The 16,930-nt window shown below is 51.6% G+C and carries 17 protein-coding genes; 13 read left to right on the forward strand and 4 right to left on the reverse strand.

Annotated elements, in window-relative coordinates; all coding sequences use genetic code 11:
- The first annotated feature begins 242 nt into the window (after positions 1 to 242).
- The 8 genes from NSQ46_RS04030 (at position 243) to NSQ46_RS04065 (ending at position 10,566) form a co-directional block, all read left to right on the forward strand.
- The gene (locus NSQ46_RS04030) at positions 243 to 1,418 is read left to right on the forward strand and encodes a SpoIIE family protein phosphatase (RefSeq protein ID WP_007131678.1); all 1,176 of its coding nucleotides are present in this window, start codon (positions 243 to 245) and stop codon (positions 1,416 to 1,418) included.
- Entirely contained in the window at positions 1,415 to 5,074 is a 3,660-nt protein-coding gene (locus tag NSQ46_RS04035) for a response regulator (RefSeq protein ID WP_007131677.1), read from the forward strand. The genes NSQ46_RS04030 and NSQ46_RS04035 overlap by 4 nt, the downstream gene beginning before the upstream one ends.
- A 111-nt stretch (positions 5,075 to 5,185) precedes the next feature.
- Positions 5,186 to 6,052, forward strand: coding sequence for a protein-glutamate O-methyltransferase CheR (locus NSQ46_RS04040; protein ID WP_028405770.1), 867 nt, complete (start codon positions 5,186 to 5,188; stop codon positions 6,050 to 6,052).
- Between the two features lie 21 nt (positions 6,053 to 6,073).
- On the forward strand, positions 6,074 to 7,756 hold the full coding sequence (locus NSQ46_RS04045; protein WP_007131675.1) for a response regulator: 1,683 nt from the start codon (positions 6,074 to 6,076) through the stop codon (positions 7,754 to 7,756).
- Between the two features lie 129 nt (positions 7,757 to 7,885).
- Positions 7,886 to 8,209 carry an STAS domain-containing protein gene (locus NSQ46_RS04050; RefSeq protein WP_007131674.1) on the forward strand — a complete coding sequence of 108 codons (324 nt, stop codon included), beginning with the start codon at positions 7,886 to 7,888 and terminating at the stop codon, positions 8,207 to 8,209.
- A gap of 30 nt (positions 8,210 to 8,239) precedes the next feature.
- Complete coding sequence (gene rsbW / locus NSQ46_RS04055; RefSeq protein ID WP_007131673.1) at positions 8,240 to 8,689, forward strand: anti-sigma B factor RsbW; 450 nt, start codon at positions 8,240 to 8,242, stop codon at positions 8,687 to 8,689.
- Positions 8,686 to 9,456, forward strand: a complete 771-nt coding sequence (locus tag NSQ46_RS04060; RefSeq protein WP_007131672.1) for a sigma-70 family RNA polymerase sigma factor — start codon at positions 8,686 to 8,688, stop codon at positions 9,454 to 9,456. The genes rsbW and NSQ46_RS04060 overlap by 4 nt, the downstream gene beginning before the upstream one ends.
- A gap of 126 nt (positions 9,457 to 9,582) precedes the next feature.
- Positions 9,583 to 10,566: a magnesium transporter CorA family protein gene (locus NSQ46_RS04065; protein ID WP_342576359.1), complete on the forward strand. Its 984-nt coding sequence runs from the start codon at positions 9,583 to 9,585 to the stop codon at positions 10,564 to 10,566.
- A 126-nt stretch (positions 10,567 to 10,692) separates the two neighbouring features.
- Here NSQ46_RS04065 and NSQ46_RS04070 read toward each other — a convergent pair whose 3' ends face one another.
- The 3 genes from NSQ46_RS04070 to NSQ46_RS04080 form a co-directional block, all read right to left on the reverse strand.
- On the reverse strand, positions 10,693 to 11,112 hold the full coding sequence (locus tag NSQ46_RS04070; protein ID WP_028405773.1) for a DUF5665 domain-containing protein: 420 nt from the start codon (positions 11,110 to 11,112) through the stop codon (positions 10,693 to 10,695).
- Between the two features lie 136 nt (positions 11,113 to 11,248).
- The gene (locus tag NSQ46_RS04075; protein WP_007131669.1) at positions 11,249 to 11,659 is read right to left on the reverse strand and encodes a YtxH domain-containing protein; all 411 of its coding nucleotides are present in this window, start codon (positions 11,657 to 11,659) and stop codon (positions 11,249 to 11,251) included.
- A 49-nt stretch (positions 11,660 to 11,708) separates the two neighbouring features.
- The gene (locus tag NSQ46_RS04080; protein WP_007131668.1) at positions 11,709 to 11,969 is read right to left on the reverse strand and encodes a GlsB/YeaQ/YmgE family stress response membrane protein; all 261 of its coding nucleotides are present in this window, start codon (positions 11,967 to 11,969) and stop codon (positions 11,709 to 11,711) included.
- Between the two features lie 279 nt (positions 11,970 to 12,248).
- Here NSQ46_RS04080 and NSQ46_RS04085 point away from each other — a divergent pair, with 279 nt between their 5' ends.
- Both NSQ46_RS04085 and NSQ46_RS04090 read left to right on the forward strand, forming a co-directional pair.
- Positions 12,249 to 13,265 (forward strand): asparaginase, encoded by a 1,017-nt coding sequence (locus tag NSQ46_RS04085; protein ID WP_007131667.1) that lies wholly within the window; start codon positions 12,249 to 12,251, stop codon positions 13,263 to 13,265.
- A 55-nt stretch (positions 13,266 to 13,320) separates the two neighbouring features.
- The gene (locus NSQ46_RS04090) at positions 13,321 to 14,031 is read left to right on the forward strand and encodes a pirin family protein (protein ID WP_007131666.1); all 711 of its coding nucleotides are present in this window, start codon (positions 13,321 to 13,323) and stop codon (positions 14,029 to 14,031) included.
- A 172-nt stretch (positions 14,032 to 14,203) separates the two neighbouring features.
- Here the strand turns inward: NSQ46_RS04090 and NSQ46_RS04095 are convergent, their stop codons facing one another.
- A complete protein-coding gene (locus NSQ46_RS04095) occupies positions 14,204 to 14,428 on the reverse strand; it encodes a DUF1128 domain-containing protein (protein WP_007131665.1) in 225 nt (74 codons plus the stop codon).
- Positions 14,429 to 14,615: 187 nt separating this feature from the next.
- On the opposite strand from NSQ46_RS04095, the gene yyaC reads away from it, so the two are divergent.
- The 3 genes from yyaC to NSQ46_RS04110 all read left to right on the forward strand — a co-directional run bounded on the left by yyaC (position 14,616) and on the right by NSQ46_RS04110 (position 16,913).
- On the forward strand, positions 14,616 to 15,155 hold the full coding sequence (gene yyaC, locus NSQ46_RS04100; RefSeq protein WP_213617141.1) for a spore protease YyaC: 540 nt from the start codon (positions 14,616 to 14,618) through the stop codon (positions 15,153 to 15,155).
- A gap of 106 nt (positions 15,156 to 15,261) precedes the next feature.
- Positions 15,262 to 16,059, forward strand: coding sequence for an alpha/beta hydrolase (locus tag NSQ46_RS04105; protein ID WP_213617139.1), 798 nt, complete (start codon positions 15,262 to 15,264; stop codon positions 16,057 to 16,059).
- A gap of 170 nt (positions 16,060 to 16,229) precedes the next feature.
- Entirely contained in the window at positions 16,230 to 16,913 is a 684-nt protein-coding gene (locus NSQ46_RS04110; protein ID WP_007131662.1) for a DUF6483 family protein, read from the forward strand.
- Positions 16,914 to 16,930: the final 17 nt, after the last annotated feature.

Below are 16,930 nucleotides of genomic sequence, written 5' to 3' on the forward strand. Positions count from 1 at the left end.
TCTGTGTTGATATTGAGGGAAGGCACAAGTATAGCGGGTCAAAGCATAGATAAGGAATGGGACTTTGAGAGGTCTCATTCCTTATCTGTGTTTTGCAAGAATACGTTATGGCCATCCGCTAGACGATGGAAATATCATGGAGAAGAGCCTTTTTCTTAGATGAGAGATTAGGATTATTCGTATAGTATACTAGTAGGAAAAATAGATTTCTTTCGTATCAGAGAGCGTTGAAGGAGAGGACAATGAGAATATTAATCGTGGACGACAATCCGACTAACGTCATTATTATTCGAGAGATCTTGAAGAAAGAGAAGTATCGGGACACGCTATCTGCATCTTCAGCGCTTGAAATGTTCGAGCATCTTGGCCTGGAAGATCACGGAAGGGCGAAGTGTCCCCGAAGAGCCGGGATTGACCTGATTCTGTTAGACATGATGATGCCGGAGATGGACGGAATCGAAGCTTGCCGTATTGTCCAGCAATACGATCATTTGAAAGATATACCCATTATTATGGTCACCGCCGTCGGCGATTCGAAGAAGCTTGCAGAGGCATTGGATGCCGGGGCCGTGGATTACGTGACCAAGCCGATCAATAAGGTAGAGCTCATGGCGCGTATTCGCCTCGCGCTTCGGCTGAAGCATGAGAAGGATTGGCATATTGAGAGAGAGCAGCGGGTCCAGGAGGAACTGAGGCTGGCGGCAAAGGTGCAGAACGCGGTGTTAAGCTCTCCGATTGAAGATGAATTGCTTGAAATTCACGCGCTATACCAGCCTTCGGCAGAGCTCGCCGGTGATTTATACGCGTGGTATCCGCTGGGAGATGGACGCTATGGCGTCATCCTGCTGGATATGATGGGGCATGGGATCACTTCGTCCCTCTTTTGCATGTTCATCGCTTCGGTCCTCAAGGACACGGTGACCACCTATGTTGAGCCGGAGAAGGTCATTCAGGAATTAAACCGCAGGTTCAACCAGCTGCATATCGAGGATCAATTGATCCAGTACTACTTCACGGCCATCTATCTGGTGGTGGATACCCGCCTGAAGCGGGTGGACTATGTAAACGCCGGTCATCCGCCCGCACTTTTCTTTGGGGAAGATGGAAGCGTCCAGACTCTGGATCAAGGCTGCTGCCCGGTCGGTCTGTTCGACCGGATTGACGAGATGGAGCCAAGAAGCCTTCATTACGAGGGCGACGGCCATTTGGTGTTGTACACGGACGGGATATTGGAACAGGTTCCGGGGGGGCATGACGAGAAGCTGGAAGATCTGAAGCAGCATTTGAGCGGCCCTCATCACTGGAGAGAGAACGAAGTCATGGAGCGCTATTTCGTCGACGATCCGTCCCAGGAACGTGAGGATGATAAATGTTTGGTCTGGATCACGCTTAGAGAGAGGGAGAGAACAGATTCATGAAACTTAGAAGCAAGTTAATTATCGGTTTTTCGACCTTGCTTGCCCTTATGCTCGTTCTTACATTGATCGGATACGACCGGGTCAGTTATATGAAAAGCCAGATGGATACGATATATGATGAGCGCTATGACAAGGTTCGGACTTCAAGCGCTCTTCGAGGTGAAGTCAATGACATGGCGCGTTTACTTACAAATGCGGTCATAAGCAATGATCAAGGCACCTTCTCCGTATCAAGGCAGCAGATTGAGACGATGACGGAGGAAGCATTCGAATATTTCAAGTCAATTAGTGGAACCGTCAATACCGCCGAGGAGCAGCAGCTCCTTACCCGGATTGATAAGGCGCTCAATGACTATATCGTGTATCAGAATAAAACGCTGGATCTGCTCTCGAAAGGCAGCTCGGCGGAGGCGAACACACTCCGCAACACCACGGGGCAGACCGTCCAGGAGGAGGCTCTGTCGAGCCTGAATGAGCTGAGTGCCTATCAAAATATGAAAATCTCCGACGATATTGCCGCCGCCCGGGCTGCCTATAACCGTTCGGTCCAAATCTTCATCTATATTATGGCAGGCGGGCTGCTGATCGGGCTTCTGGTTATAGCCTGGATCCTCCCAAGCATTACCCGAGGCATTAATGTGGTATCCATGATGCTGAAGAGCTTTGGGGAAGGCCGCCTGAAGGCGATCCGCCGCATCAAGGTAACGTCGAAGGATGAGTTTGGCGATGTGGCGCGCGTATTCAAGGAACTGTCCGATGACATTTTGGAGAAACAGCAAATTGAGCAATCCTATTTGCAGGCCCAGCAGGATCAATCCTGGATTAACTCGAACATGGCCAAAATGACGGAGCTGCTGCAGGGCATCCATTCGCTCGAAGAAGTCGGGCAGCGTTTCATTAGTGAATTTACGCCGGTGCTTGGCGCGCATTACGGCGCGATTTATATCCGCCAGGAGGACAAGCATCCCAACCGGTTGGAAATGAAAGGATCCTACGCGTACGAGGGAGATGGGGAGCCCAAGGATGCCTTCATGGTTGGAGAAGGGCTTGTCGGGCAGGCGGCGCTGGATAAGAAGCCGATTTTGCTGAATAGCCCGCCTGAAAGCTATATAAATATTCAATCGGCCTGGGGCGCCGCTAAACCAAGCTCCATTATGATTTACCCGCTGCTGTTCGAGGGTGAGGTGCTGGGGGTTGTGGAGCTGGCATCCTTTGAAGAGAGAACGGTGCTGCAGGAGCAGCTGATGTCCCAGCTTAGCGAGTCCCTCGGCATCATTCTGAATAATATTATGGGGCGTCTGCGGGTTGAACAGCTGCTTCGGGAATCCCAGGCGATGACGGAGGAGCTGCAGGTGCAATCCGAGGAGCTTCAGACCCAGCAGGAAGAGCTTCGCCGCACCAACGAAAATCTGGAGGAGCAGACGCAGGCCCTTAAGCGCTCGGAGGATTTGCTGCAGCGTCAGCAGGAAGAGCTGGAGCACTACAATACCGAGCTTGTAGCGAAGACGCGTGCGCTTGAAGAGCAAGTGCAGCAGGTCGAAGAGAAGAACTACGAAATCGAGAAGGCGCGCGAGCAGCTGGAGAAACAGGCGCAGCAGCTCGCAACGACAACGAAATACAAATCCGAGTTCATGGCGAATATGTCCCATGAGCTTCGAACGCCGCTGAACAGCTTGCTGATTCTCTCTCAGCTTCTGACCGAGAATAAGGAAGGAAATTTAAGCGAGAAACAGATCGAATATGCCCAGACGATCTATATGTCCGGTTCCGATCTGCTTAAGATGATCGATGAAATTTTGGACCTGTCCAAAGTCGACGCCGGCAAGATGGAGATCAATTACGAGGAGGTTCAGCTGCCGGAGATCGAAACCTTCGTGGAGCAGAACTTTGCAGCGGTTGCGGCCCGTAAGCAAATCGATCTTCGTGTACGCTTCGGGGAACGAATCCCGGAATCCATCGTAACCGACGGACACAGGCTGAAGCAGATTCTACGCAATCTGTTGTCGAATGCATTTAAGTTTACGACGAGCGGTTCCGTGGAGTTGAAGGTGGAGCTGGCGGAGAAAGACCAGCTGCCGCCAAATCTGATTGCGGATGCCGACTATATTGCTTTCTCCGTGCAGGACACCGGAATCGGCATCCCGGCCGACAAGCAGGACTTGATCTTCGAAGCGTTCCAGCAGGTCGATGGCACGACAAGCCGCAAATATGGCGGTACCGGCCTGGGGCTGTCGATTAGCCGGGAGCTCTCACGGCTTCTTGGAGGCGGCATTGTGTTGGAATCGGCTGAGGGACAAGGAAGCTGCTTTACGCTGTTCCTGCCGACCCGCCTGCCTGAAGCAATCTCTCGGAGTAAGGGGGAGGCAGCGGCATCGATCGAGGCGCCAACGACCGAATTGGTAATGCCGAAAGCGAAGCTTGTAGCCAAAGAGGTTAGGCCAGCAGTCCAGGTTGACGACGACCGAACGAATTTAGGACCGACCGACAAGGTGCTCCTTATTATTGAGGATGATATCAAGTTTGCGAATATTTTGCTGGATATGGCCAGAGGCCGCGGCTTCAAAGGCTTGGTTGCCTTACAGGGCGACATCGGCCTGCAGATGGCCAAGTCGTATAAGCCGGATGCCATCATCCTAGATATCCAGCTTCCGGTCATCGACGGGTGGTCTGTCCTTGGCGAACTGAAGAGCTCGGCTGAGACCCGCCATATCCCGGTGCATGTCATTTCTGTCGTGGATGAAGTCAAGCAGGGGCTTATGATGGGCGCCATCGCTTATCTGAAGAAGCCATCGTCCCGTGAAGCGCTCGAGAACGCATTTACGCATATCGAATCGTATACGGAGAAATCGATGAAGCATCTGCTCATCGTCGAGGATAACGACGTTCAGCGCAATTCGATCATCGAGCTGATCGGCCACGATGACGTGTCCATAACGGCTGTATCCACAGGGGCCGAGGCGCTCAGCGAGCTGCGGAAGAAGCGATATGATTGCATGGTGCTGGATTTGATGCTGACGGATATGACGGGCTTTGAACTGCTGGATCAAATTCGTGACGACGAGGATCTGACGGATCTCCCGATCATTATATACACCGGTAAGGATCTGGATTCGAAGGAAGAATTGCAGCTCCGGAAATACGCAGAATCGATTATTATCAAGGATGTGAAGTCGCCTGAACGGCTTCTGGACGAAACAACGCTGTTCCTGCACCGGGTAGAGGCTGATCTGCCGGAGGACAAACGGAAAATATTGCAGAAGCTTCATAATAAGGAAGAGCTGTTTGAAGGCAAGAAGATTTTGCTCGTAGATGATGATATCCGGAATGTTTTTGCCCTCTCCAGCGTGCTTGAAGGATACAACATGGATGTGACGTTTGCCGAGAACGGCCGCGAAGCGATCGAGCTGCTTCAGGAGAATCCGGATTACGATCTGGTCTTGATGGATATGATGATGCCGGAGATGGATGGCTACGAAGCGATGCGCCGTCTGCGGGAAATGCCTGAGTTCGAGAAGCTCCCGATTATTGCCCTGACAGCTAAGGCGATGAAGGAGGATCGGGCGAAATGCATTGAGGCGGGAGCGTCCGATTATATGAAGAAGCCGATTCAAACCGAGCAGCTTCTGTCGTTGATGCGGGTTTGGCTGTATTCGTAAACGGCTTTTATGGGTAATGAACAAATAGCATAGAAGTCTGCGTTCAAAGAGCCGGTTTTTTCAGCACTTTGAACAACCTCTATAAACATTTGGAAAGCGGTGCAGAGGGTAATGTCATCTAAGGACCATACTGAATCAGAAATATGGAGAGAAGATAACGGCAAGGAGCTGGAGCAGATCGAGATCGAGCTGCTGCTGGAAGGCATCCATCGCTTTTACGGCTATGACTTCCGCAACTATGCCATCCCCTCCCTCCGCCGGAGAATTTGGCATCATGTCCATGCGGAGGGCGTACAGACCATATCGGCGCTCCAGAATAAAGTGCTTCATGACCGCGAATGCTTCCAGCGGTTGGTATATAATCTGTCGATCCCGGTAACGGAGATGTTCCGGGACCCGAATTTGTTCCTGACGTTCAGGCAAAAGGTCGTCCCGCTGCTTCGCACGTATCCGTACATTCGGATATGGCATGCGGGCTGCTCGACGGGCGAGGAAGTTTATTCGATGGCGATTCTTCTTCACGAAGAAGGGCTGTTCGAGAAGTCCCGGATCTATGCGACGGACATGAATTCCCGTTCCCTTCAGCAGGCCAAAGAAGGCGTGTTCGACATTAGACGGATGAAGCAGTATACGAAGAATTATATGGAGGCGGGCGGTACCCGTTCGTTCTCCGAATACTATACAGCGAAATACAATTCGGTTATTTTTCAACCTTTCCTGAAGAAGAACATGATTTTTGCAGAACATAACCTGGCAACGGATCGCTCCTTTAATGAATTCAATGTGATCTTTTGCCGCAATGTCATGATCTACTTCAACGACGAGCTTCGGAATCATGTACACGGACTCTTCCATGAAAGCCTGAGCCACTTCGGGATTCTGGTTCTCGGAGCGAAGGAGTCCATTCATTTCACGGATTATAGCGATTCGTACGAGGCGCTGGATCGAGTCGAAAAAATTTACCGGAAGATTAATTAGAAAGCTTTCTAGGAGGATTCCATGGGGTTTCACGAACCGATTCATATATTGCTGGTTGATGATCGTCCTGAAAACCTGCTTGCCCTTGAGGCTGTTCTGGACAGCGAACAGTATACGCTGGTTAAAGCAACCTCGGGGGAAGAGGCTTTGAGGTACTTGTTGAAGTATGATTTTGCCGTTATTGTACTCGATGTCCAAATGCCGGGCATGGACGGGATCGAAACCGCAAGACTGATTAAGGCGAGAGACAAGACGAAGGATATCCCGATCATATTCATTTCCGCTAACAGCAAGGAAGCGGAGCATTTGTTTGCCGGTTATTCCGCCGGCGCCATCGATTATATGGTGAAGCCGTTTATCCCTCAAATCTTGAAATCGAAGATCGAGGGCTTTGTCGATATGTATCAGACGAATAAGCGGCTGAAGATTCAGTCGATGCAGCTGCATCAGAAGACGCAGGAGCTTGAAAAAATCAATCAAGAGCTGATCAAGGCCAAAGAAGAGGCCGAGATCGCCGCCAAAGCCAAGACGGAATTTCTGGCCATGATGAGCCATGAGATCCGCACGCCGATGAACGGCGTCATTGGCATGATCGATTTGCTGATGGATACCGATCTGGAGGAGGAGCAGCGGGAGTATGCAACGATTATCCGGAAAAGCGCGGACTCGCTGGTTGCCATCATTAACGATATTCTCGACTTCTCCAAAATGGAATCCGGCAAGATGGAGCTGGAGGAATATCCGTTTGATCTTCATTCCTGCGTACAGGAAGTGTTCGGCCTGTTCTCCGGTGAAGCGGCCAAGAAAAGTCTGGAGCTTTCCTATTACATTGAAGATTCCATTCCATCGATGGTTTTCGGCGATATGGGACGTCTGCGTCAGGTCCTGATCAATCTCGTCTCCAATGCCGTGAAATTTACGAATGAAGGCGGCGTCTATCTGGTCGTGTCGCTCACCCAGGCTGAGGGGGACCAGTTGACGCTTCAGTTTACTTTGAAGGATACGGGAATCGGAATTTCCGCCGAGAAGATGGACCGCTTATTCCAACCGTTCTCCCAGCTGGATTCCTCGATGACCCGCAGATACGGCGGCACCGGATTGGGTCTGGCCATCTGCAAATCGCTGGTTCAAATGATGGGCGGCCAAATCGTCGTGGAATCCAAGGAGGAACAAGGGGCGACCTTTGTGTTTACCATTTGTGTCCGTGCGCATGAGGAGGATAACCACCGTTTGCGGGAAGAGCAGCAGAACTCAAAGTACAGAGTGCGCGGAGTAAATCAACCCAGAATTATGATCGTGGACGACCATCCGATAAATCGCAAGCTGATGGACAGCATGCTTGGCAAGATGGGCCTTCGTGCAGATATGGCAGAGAACGGCAAGCAGGCTGTCGACCTCGCGGCCAGCTCCAAGACCTCCTATGATTTGATCTTTATGGATTTGCAAATGCCCGTCATGGACGGCCTTGAAGCGGCACGTCAGATCCGGGGGTTATGTTCAGAAGAGGACCGTCCGGTGCTTGTGGCCATGACCGCTAATGTGATGGACGGAATCCAGAAGCGCTGCCAGGAGGCCGGGATGGACGAGTACCTGAGCAAGCCGGTCAAATTCAGCTGCGTGGAGCAGCTCTTGTCCCGTTATATTCCTTGGGAATCGGAAGATCAGGGGATGCATGCTTCCCCGATACGGATTGGTAACGCATAGGGCTTGCAGCGGGTGCAGCAGGATCTGCGAATTCCCATAAATTAGCTTCGCCGCATTTGCTGCATTCTGATTCAACAAGCAACATATCGGGTTATGAAAAGAGAAAACAAATTTCGGGAGAGAGTGTCTATGAATACAAAAACGAATGATAAGTTCAATGCCAAGACTCATATGAATGATGGTGTATGCACCGTGTTTTTGAGCGGTGAACTTGATTTATCCGTCGCTCCTGATTTTCGGTTGGTCATGGAACCCCTTGTCGGCAACTCTGAAATAGACTTGATCGTCAACATGAAGGAAATGACATACATTGACAGTACAGGCATAGGTATTCTTCTATCGATCCTGAAAGCGAGACACGGCATGCAGGCCCGTTTTGCGGTTGAGGAAGTTCCGCCTCAAATTCAGAAGTTGTTTGATATGACGGGTATTGCGAAGTTCTTTCAGACATAGAAGAATTCCCATAGGAAAGGATCGAAAGAGATGAATTCAGATGTACAAACCGTAACACTGCGTTTGCCGGCCAATGCTGAGTATGTGGATATTGTCAGGTTGAATTTGTACGGGATCGCCTCGAAGATGGGGTTCTCGTATGAGGAAATTGAAGATATGAAGGTCGCCGTGTCCGAGGCATGCAACAATTCGGTACTGTATGCGTACGGGCAGGAAGGCGGCATGGTTGAGGTTCTTTTTCAAGTGGCCGATGAGTCGTTATCCATTACGGTCAGAGACGAAGGGGAGAGTTTTGACAGTGTGGGAACGGTTGGCAGCCCGACCCTCCATGATAAGGATCTCAGCGAGGTCCAGATCGGAGGACTCGGTTTCTATCTGATGGAGGCGCTGATGGATGAGGTGAGCGTAACGAACCAGACAGGGAAGGGAACCGAGGTTACGCTGACCAAGCGCCTTGCAAGAAGTGAGGAGCGGGTATGAGTGATAAGGCGACTCCCCCAGAGTCCAGAGATGAAGCCGTAGACTTAATACGGGAATATCAGCAGACGAAGGATAACGACGTTGCAACCGTGCTGATACAAAAATATGAGCCGATGGTAAAAATGGCGGCAGGCAAGATTGCCCGCAATCGCCCCGACCTGTACGAGGATCTGTACCAGGTGGGCCAGATGGCTTTAATTCGCTTGCTTCAACAGTATGATATCAGCTTAGGGATTCCTTTTGAGCCCTATGCCATGAAGAGCATGATCGGTCATATGAAGAACTTCCTCCGGGATAAGTCATGGTATATCCAAGTGCCGCGCCGGATCAAGGAGAAGGGAGCTTTGGTGCAGCAAGCCATCGATGAGTTAATGGTGAAGCTGGAGAGATCCCCTGATGTGAAGGAGATTGCGGAATACTTGGATTTATCGGTTGAAGAAACCGTCGAAGTGCTGGCCGGACGCGAATGCTATCATTATGTATCATTGGATTCTCCGTTATCCCAGGAAGAGACGGGGGCCACGCTTGGTGAATTAATCAGCTCGGATGTGAATGATTTCGATTCCGTGGAGAAGCGCATGGATCTTCAACAGGCGATGAGCCAATTGAAGGAACAGGAACAGAAGGTGCTGCTGTTGGCATTTCAGGAGGGACAGTCCCAGCGGGCAATTGCCCAGCGGCTGGGGGTATCGCAAATGAGCGTTTCCCGTATCCAGAAACGCGCAACGGAAAAACTGAAGCAGATCATGTCGAGCAATCTTTACTGATATGGACAAGCCTCGGGATGACAGAAGCAGAAGTAACGGCATATAAGGCATGCTTTCCCCTTAATGAGGATAAGCGTGCCTTTTTTGGAATTAATAAAGATATACGCTCATAAGTGGAGGTGGGAGATGATGCTAAGACCGGATCAAAGCGATGGCCGTGATGTATATTCATTTGCAGGAGGATGGACGTGGTTTGATGTCCGGACGAATGACTGGCTGTCTCCGTGGATCGGCGAGCTCCGGATGCAGTACCCCTATTCGGGGGAATGGTTTGACCTTGCCTCGTCTTTAAAGGGGCGGAATTACTTGTCCGTCCGCTTTAAAGGGGGAGTGGAGCCCGTTCTTATGGGCACGATGCTTTACCATGTTACGGAGGGGGCTCCGCAGGTCAGCCGTTCGGAGCAGTTTTATTTTTATGTGGAAGACGGGATTCTGATCACGGTTAATCTGGATGATTACACACGCAGTGCCATGGCTGAGGAGGACAGGAGATCGATGCTCCATCAGTGCGAGCGGCCGATCGATGGTCTCTGTGTTCTTGCCCGTACCATCCTGCATTATTTCCATGAGGGTATGGATCGTTTCGAAGGGAATCTTCGCCTTGTGGAGCAAGACATGCAGAAGCACAACCGGCGATCGCTATTGGACCGGATTTTGACAGCGCGGTTTGAGCTGCTGGATTGGAACAACTTGTTCATTCCGTTTCAAGAGCTGATTGCGGCGATGAAGGAAGGATATCATGACAGCCTCGAAGGCAGCCGTTCTTTTCAGCAGCTTCGTCACCGGGTGGAGAGGCTTGAGCAGCTGTTCCGCCATTATGAGCGGGAAATCGATACGCTGGTATCGATTGATGATGCGGTGTCCAGCTTCCGGGGCAATGAGATCATGAAGACGCTGACGATCTTTACGGTCGTGTTTACACCCCCTACCGTGATCGGTGGGATCTGGGGGATGAACTTCGAAAATCTTCCAACCACTAAAACATCATGGGGATTTACCGTGATCATCCTGATTACCCTTATATGGATGTCAGGCATCTATCTATGGATGCGGAGTAAGGGATGGACAGGGGATCTGCTTCGGGTGAAGTCCAGAGATAAAAATATATAAGATTCATCATAACATCTTCAAGATAACGAACAAAGGTCCCTTCCTAGGGCTTGCAGCCAACCTTAGGAAGAGACCTTTCGCTTTATGGGTTGCATGGAACAAGGGATAAGAAATCCGTCAACGCGGTTACCTTGCCTGATCGACATAGCCTTGCAGATCCGCTATAAAATCGCCGATCATCGGCACGTTGACGAAGAAGCTGAGAATGTAGCCGAGGAGACCGAGGACAAGCGCAGTGCCTAAGGTCAAGCCAAGCCCCCGGGCAAGCCCTGCCGTCAGATTAGCGATAATGCGTTTCTTGGGGTTCATGTAATTGTCGATCAAATCCTTCATCTCGGACTTTTCCAGAGTCCCCGCGATTTTGTCGAGCCGCGAGTTCAGCTTCTTCACCTCGTGCCGGAGCTCAAAGGGATGCTCCTGCACATCCTCAGGGACGGCAGCCTTCCGTTCTTCCTCTTTCGTCCGCGATTCGTAGCGCGGCCTACGCTCGCTTCGAGAAAGGCCGGCGAAACGCGACCCGCTATCATACGGATTTGCTTTACTCATGGATTTTCCCCCTTTCATGATGGGATATTCAATGAAGACATCTTTCGGCTGAAAAAAAGCTTGCCGGCCGGAACAACAATGGCCAGCTTTAGTCAGCTGGCCATGAAGCGACCTAATTCGGCCGTATGTCGAAGGCTTAGTAATTCGTCGTTTGTTTCAAATCGCGGTTGACGTCGGAGGAGGTTTCCATCGCCTTGTCCTTCACATCTTGAGAGGCCTTGGATACCTCATCGGATACGTCCGCAGACGCCTCCTTGATACTGGACATCACGCTGCTCCGGCCTTCGTTCACTGTGGCCATGACTTCCGAGGCCTTGCTGCCCACGGTCTTGGCCAGCTCGGTTGCTTTATCGCTTACCGAACTGCAGACCTCTTTGGTTTTATCGGTCACGACACTCAGCTTCTCGGACAGATCCCCGCGAAGCTCACGTCCTGGCTTTGGTGCGAACAGCAGCGCTGCGGCAGCGCCCACCAACGCTCCGATAAATACACCTTTGAAAAATGGAGAGCCGCTTTGAACTGGATATTCTTGTTCTGTGTGATTCATAACTTTCACTCCTTTAAGTTAATATAATGTGGAATATGAATACGAGACTTTAGGCTGTGCGTCGTTTAAACAATTTGGCAACGAGGCCGAGCAGGAACACGAAGATGGCGGTTCCGATAACGGCTGGGACGATCGCAAATCCGCCAATGACAGGGCCCCAGGCTCCAAAGAGCCACGGTCCGATCCAGGCGCCGATGAAACCGGCGATCATGGACCCGACGATACCGCCCGGCATTTCATGACCAACCAGCGCATCTCCGATAATCCCGATGATAATTGCCATGACGATGCTAATAACTATGCCCCACATAAAATCGCCTCCTTTTCAGAGCAATGACTTTCGAGTGGGCTTGCTTATCTCGTATTTAAACGGGAGCCCTGACCGTGAAACAAGATCAACAACAATCGACAATGAAATTAATGTCCGCCCGTTGTGGAATTTTGGCTCATGCCATTTGCTGATATTTGTCTTATACTGAATACAGATTGGCAAAAATTCAGGTTCATTGTCGGATGCGCTGTCAATATGACTCAAAACCTATTCACATAGGAATGCGCTGTATACGGAATATAGAAGGAGTTCATGCTCATGGAAAATGTATTGGTTCAAGAATATCGGGCGGACATGGTGGAGTGCGCCCACAATGGACATATATGTATCGTGAATGAGGAAGGAGCGATACAGGCATATACAGGCGATCCGGGTTTTGTCGCGTTTACCCGTTCTTCCGCGAAGCCGCTTCAAGCGATTCCTGCCATTCGAGGAGGAATGGCGGAGTTCTACGGATTAACGGACGAAGAAATTGCCATCATGGTCGCTTCGCACCGCGGGGAGCCCCGTCATATTGAAGTGCTTCAGCAATTCGCGCGCAAGGTGAACATTCGTGAAGATCTTATGGTTTGCGCACCCAGCTGGCCGCTTGATGATGCAAGCAAGGAAAGCCTCCTGCGCACAGACGGAGACCGGAGCCGCTGGTATCACAATTGCTCAGGCAAGCACTACGGCATGCTCGCATATTGCCAAATGGCCGGTCTGCCTTTAAGCGGCTATGACCAGCCGGATCACCCGCTGCAGCAGGAAATCCTAAGAACGATCGCCGATCTCGCCGGGCTTGCTCAAGGCGACATTCGAACGGGAACCGATGGGTGCGGGCTGCCGGTGTTCGCCATGCCGCTGCAGGCGCTGGCGACGGCCTACATGAAGCTGGCATGTCCTGACCGGATCAAGGACGAGGCAACAAGAGAGGCTGTGCTGACCATAACGTCTGCGATGAACGCATCCCCGTTCATGGTAGCCGGCAGCGGCAAGGTCGATACGGTTCTTCTGGAGGATAGCAACATTGTGGCGAAGGGCGGTTTTAAAGGAGTGTACTGCTTCGGTCTTAAGAAGGAAAAACTAGGTGTTGCCTTTAAAATCGTGGATGGATCGGAGGAGGAATGGGGCTGGATTGCAAAATCCATCTTGGAGCAGATCGGTTATGCCAATAAAGAAACCATTTCGCGCTTGGCGCAGGCATTCCCGACCGACATTCTGAACGACAGCGGCCGCAAGGTCGGCAGGGCGGAGACGGTCTTCAAGCTGGGCCACGGTCCTAGTCCGAACTGATTAGATCAATTTCCGCCGGGGTATTGATTAGTAAAACGGCGGAGGTGAACCGAGCATGATCAAAATCATGACGGCTGCGGAAAGACATACAACCCATCATAACGGAATACACGGTGAATTCAGCTTTTCCTTTGGAGATTATGTGGATCCGCATAATGAGCATTTCGGGAGCTTGCTGGCTCATAATGAATATAAGCTGGGTCCGCTGGAGGGCTTCGATCGAAGATTTCACCATGACCTGGTCATCGTTTATGTCGTGCTTGAGGGAATGCTGACGTATGAGGACGACACCGGCAATCAAGAATTGAAACCGGGGACCGTACATGTCGTAAACACGGGATCCGGCGTATATCATGCCGAGAGAAACAGCTCTCCCGCGGCGGATGTATCGTATTTGGAGATGTGGTTCCTGCCGGCCGAACCGGGTCTTCCATCCAGTTATCATGAAGGTGCTTTTGCAGGGCAGCCGCAGAATCCACTGTCTCCGATCCACATAACAGGAAGCGGGGCGGGGAGCCTGCCGATGACATTGGATGTGAAGATGTACAGCGGCAGGCTGGAGACCGGACATGAACTGACGTTGCCGTCCGAGGATCGAAGGATCCATGTATATGCCATTAGCGGCCATGTCGAAATCACGACGGAGGAAGGGGTGTTCGACCTTACCTCCGGAGATACCGCTCGAATTCAGAAATGCGATAAGGTCAAATTTCGCGGGAATGCGAGTGAAGGCTTCTCGGAGATGATGATCATTGACATGCCATAGGGATGAACCCAATAAGCCCCCGGTGCTCGTTTAGGACAGGTGAGCATCGGGGGCTTTGGTATGGTAAATGCGTTTATTCTGCAAGAGCGTCAAATCCAAGATTTGATCAGGCACGGACAGGGTGCCGCGGTACTGGCAAGAATATTCAGGCGAGGGGCTAGAGAGGTTCTAATTACTTGCCCCGAAGGCGGCCGAGCTCCGAGACGACCGCTTCGACTTCCGAGATGCTGAGGTTATGTTTGGTAATGACCATTTCATATAAGTCATAAATATCGTCGTATTGGCTTACCGAAAAAGCGGAAGCCTGCATGGCGGCCGCACTGGCCATGCGCAGTTTTGATTTGATCTGTTCAATCATATACTCGACGTTGGCTTGGGTCTTTTCATTCAAATCCATGGTTAACACCTTCCTCTCAGGTGGATTACGCAATTCATCCCTGTATTGTAACACGGCCCCGACAGAACGACCAATAGTTTTGCCAAGAACGAGGAGAATGGGGTAAAATCAGGGAAAACCCGTTGCCCATTTTTCGATTCCGGCACGAATGGAATCCATGGGCTGGATATTGATGAGGAGGTCCGTCATGAGCGATCAAGCAGGCAAGCTCCCGATGGCACAGACTGCAAGAGTCAGGATGTCGGGCCAGGAGCTGGGGCCATTTTTTCGGGAAATTTCCAAACGGCATGACGCTGAAGATGTTGTGTTCTTATGCATTGGAACCGATCGTTCGACGGGGGATGCACTGGGGCCGTTAACCGGAAGCCGACTTCTGGAATACGGCTTCCCGCTTGTGATCGGAACGCTGCAGGAGCCCTGCGATGCCGGGAACCTCGAAACCCGGTTGAAGGAGATTCCGGAAGGAAAGATCATGATCGCCATTGACGCTTGTCTGGGCCAGCCTTCTTCCGTAGGCTTTTTCTACACGATGGAGGGTCCGCTTACGCCGGCCGCGTCCGTGGGCGGCAAACTGCCTGGCGTCGGCCAGTATAGCGTTGCCGCCGTTGTCAACGTCCACGGACCGAAGCCCTATTGGACGCTCCAGGTAACATCCTTGTATCAGGTCATGCAGATGGCGGAGCAAATCGCTTCCCAGGCCGCCTCGGCCTTTGGCCTTAGGCCGTGAGACATTCGTTTCAACCGGGGATTTTTGGTTTAATTATAGAGCATTCTTTTATAAAATGTGGGTGTCTGGCTGACGGCACCCGCTGGATAGAAAGAAGGGTATCGCTATGGAAAAAGTACAATGCAACGGCACCACAATTTGTTATGTCGATCAGGGACAAGGGGAGCCGATCATCCTCCTTCACGGATTTTGCGGAAGCTCTGCCTACTGGGAGCAGCTTCTGCCGCAACTTCCCGGATATAGACTCATTGTACCGGATCTCCGGGGACATGGCCGGTCCGATGCGCCGATGGGATCGTATACCATCGAGCAGATGGCGGATGATGTACAGCTCCTGATGGATGAGCTGGATATTCAGAAGGCTGTGCTGCTCGGTCATTCGCTCGGGGGCTATATCACGCTCTCGTTTGCCCAGCGTTACGCTTCTCGACTTCACGGCTTCGGCTTGATCCATTCGACCGGCTATCCGGATTCTGAGGAAGCGAAGGAGAAACGGGTGAAGGCGGTCAGTACGATACAAGGCGAGGGCATCACCTCCTTCGTGGATAACCTCGTGCCTGGCTTGTTTGCGCCGGACACTGAGAAGCTTAAGCCGGAGTGCATCCAGCGGGCGAAGGAAATCGGGTATTTGACACCTCCCCAAGGCGCAATCGGCGCTGCCTTGGCGATGCGGGAGCGTCCGGACCGCCGGGATGTGCTCTCTGCTTCGACGCTGCCGATTCTGCTGGTAGCCGGAGAGAAGGACGCCTTAATTCCGCCGGAACGCAGCTTTACGACAGACCATGACAATGTGACGAAGGTCGTAATTGAAGGAGCAGGCCATATGAGCATGATGGAGACGCCGGAGAAGCTTGGCGAAGCAATCGTTGCTTATATGAAGTCGCTGCATGCGGAAAGTGAATGAGCGTTTTAATCGAATAGATGCATACGAATGAGCGGATATTCCCGAACAGGGGTATCCGCTTTGTTCTGGCCGCTGGCTTTCTGATTCCGAATAGCCTACAATTTAAACGTCAGCAATACACGGTAGATTAGCCATTGCCCATGTCAGGGATAATAAGGGGAGGCAAGCTCATGTTACGGAGAGATTATCTTATGCGGATGGTAGAGGATATGACCCAAATGATTGCCAAAGTATTTGCCCTGAAGCAGGAGCGCAAGCATACCGAGGCTTTATGGGAGCTCGACGACATGCTCCGGCGCCAGTTTCGTCTGAATTCCAAGCTGCTGCGTTCACTGTCGGCCTCCGATATCGAGCAGTTGTTTTACAATCACGGTTACTTGGAAGCAGACAGGCTTCAAGGGGCTGCCAGGCTGCTTGAAGAAGAGGCGGAGATCGAGCAGGAGCTGGGCCGTGAGGATGAGGCTGTTCATCTCTACACCAAAGTGCTTCAGCTGTATTTGAAATCCGCATTGAACGGGGCCGATCCCGGATTATTCGATTTGCCGGGGAGAATCCGGAGCGTTAAGGAACGGCTCCGCGCGTACGAGCTGCCCGCTCGGCTGGTTCGTGACGATATGGCCTATGCCGAGCAGGAAGGACGTTACGCGGATGCGGAGAATCTGCTTTATCAGCTTCTGCAAAGCGGGGGGATCGATGCCGATGAAGCGACCCGCTTCTATCATCGGCTTCTGCTGAAGCCTGCGGAGGAGCTGGAGAGAGGACAGCTCCCGCTTGCGGAGGTTCATGAGGGCATGGAGGAGCTGAGCCGGCGATTCATGCCGGGGAAGCAGGAAGAACTGTCCGGCCGGGAGTAGCCGGTCTATCTAATAAG

This window comes from Paenibacillus sp. FSL M8-0142, from assembly GCF_038597315.1.
Lineage (GTDB): Bacteria > Bacillota > Bacilli > Paenibacillales > Paenibacillaceae > Paenibacillus_AQ > Paenibacillus_AQ lactis.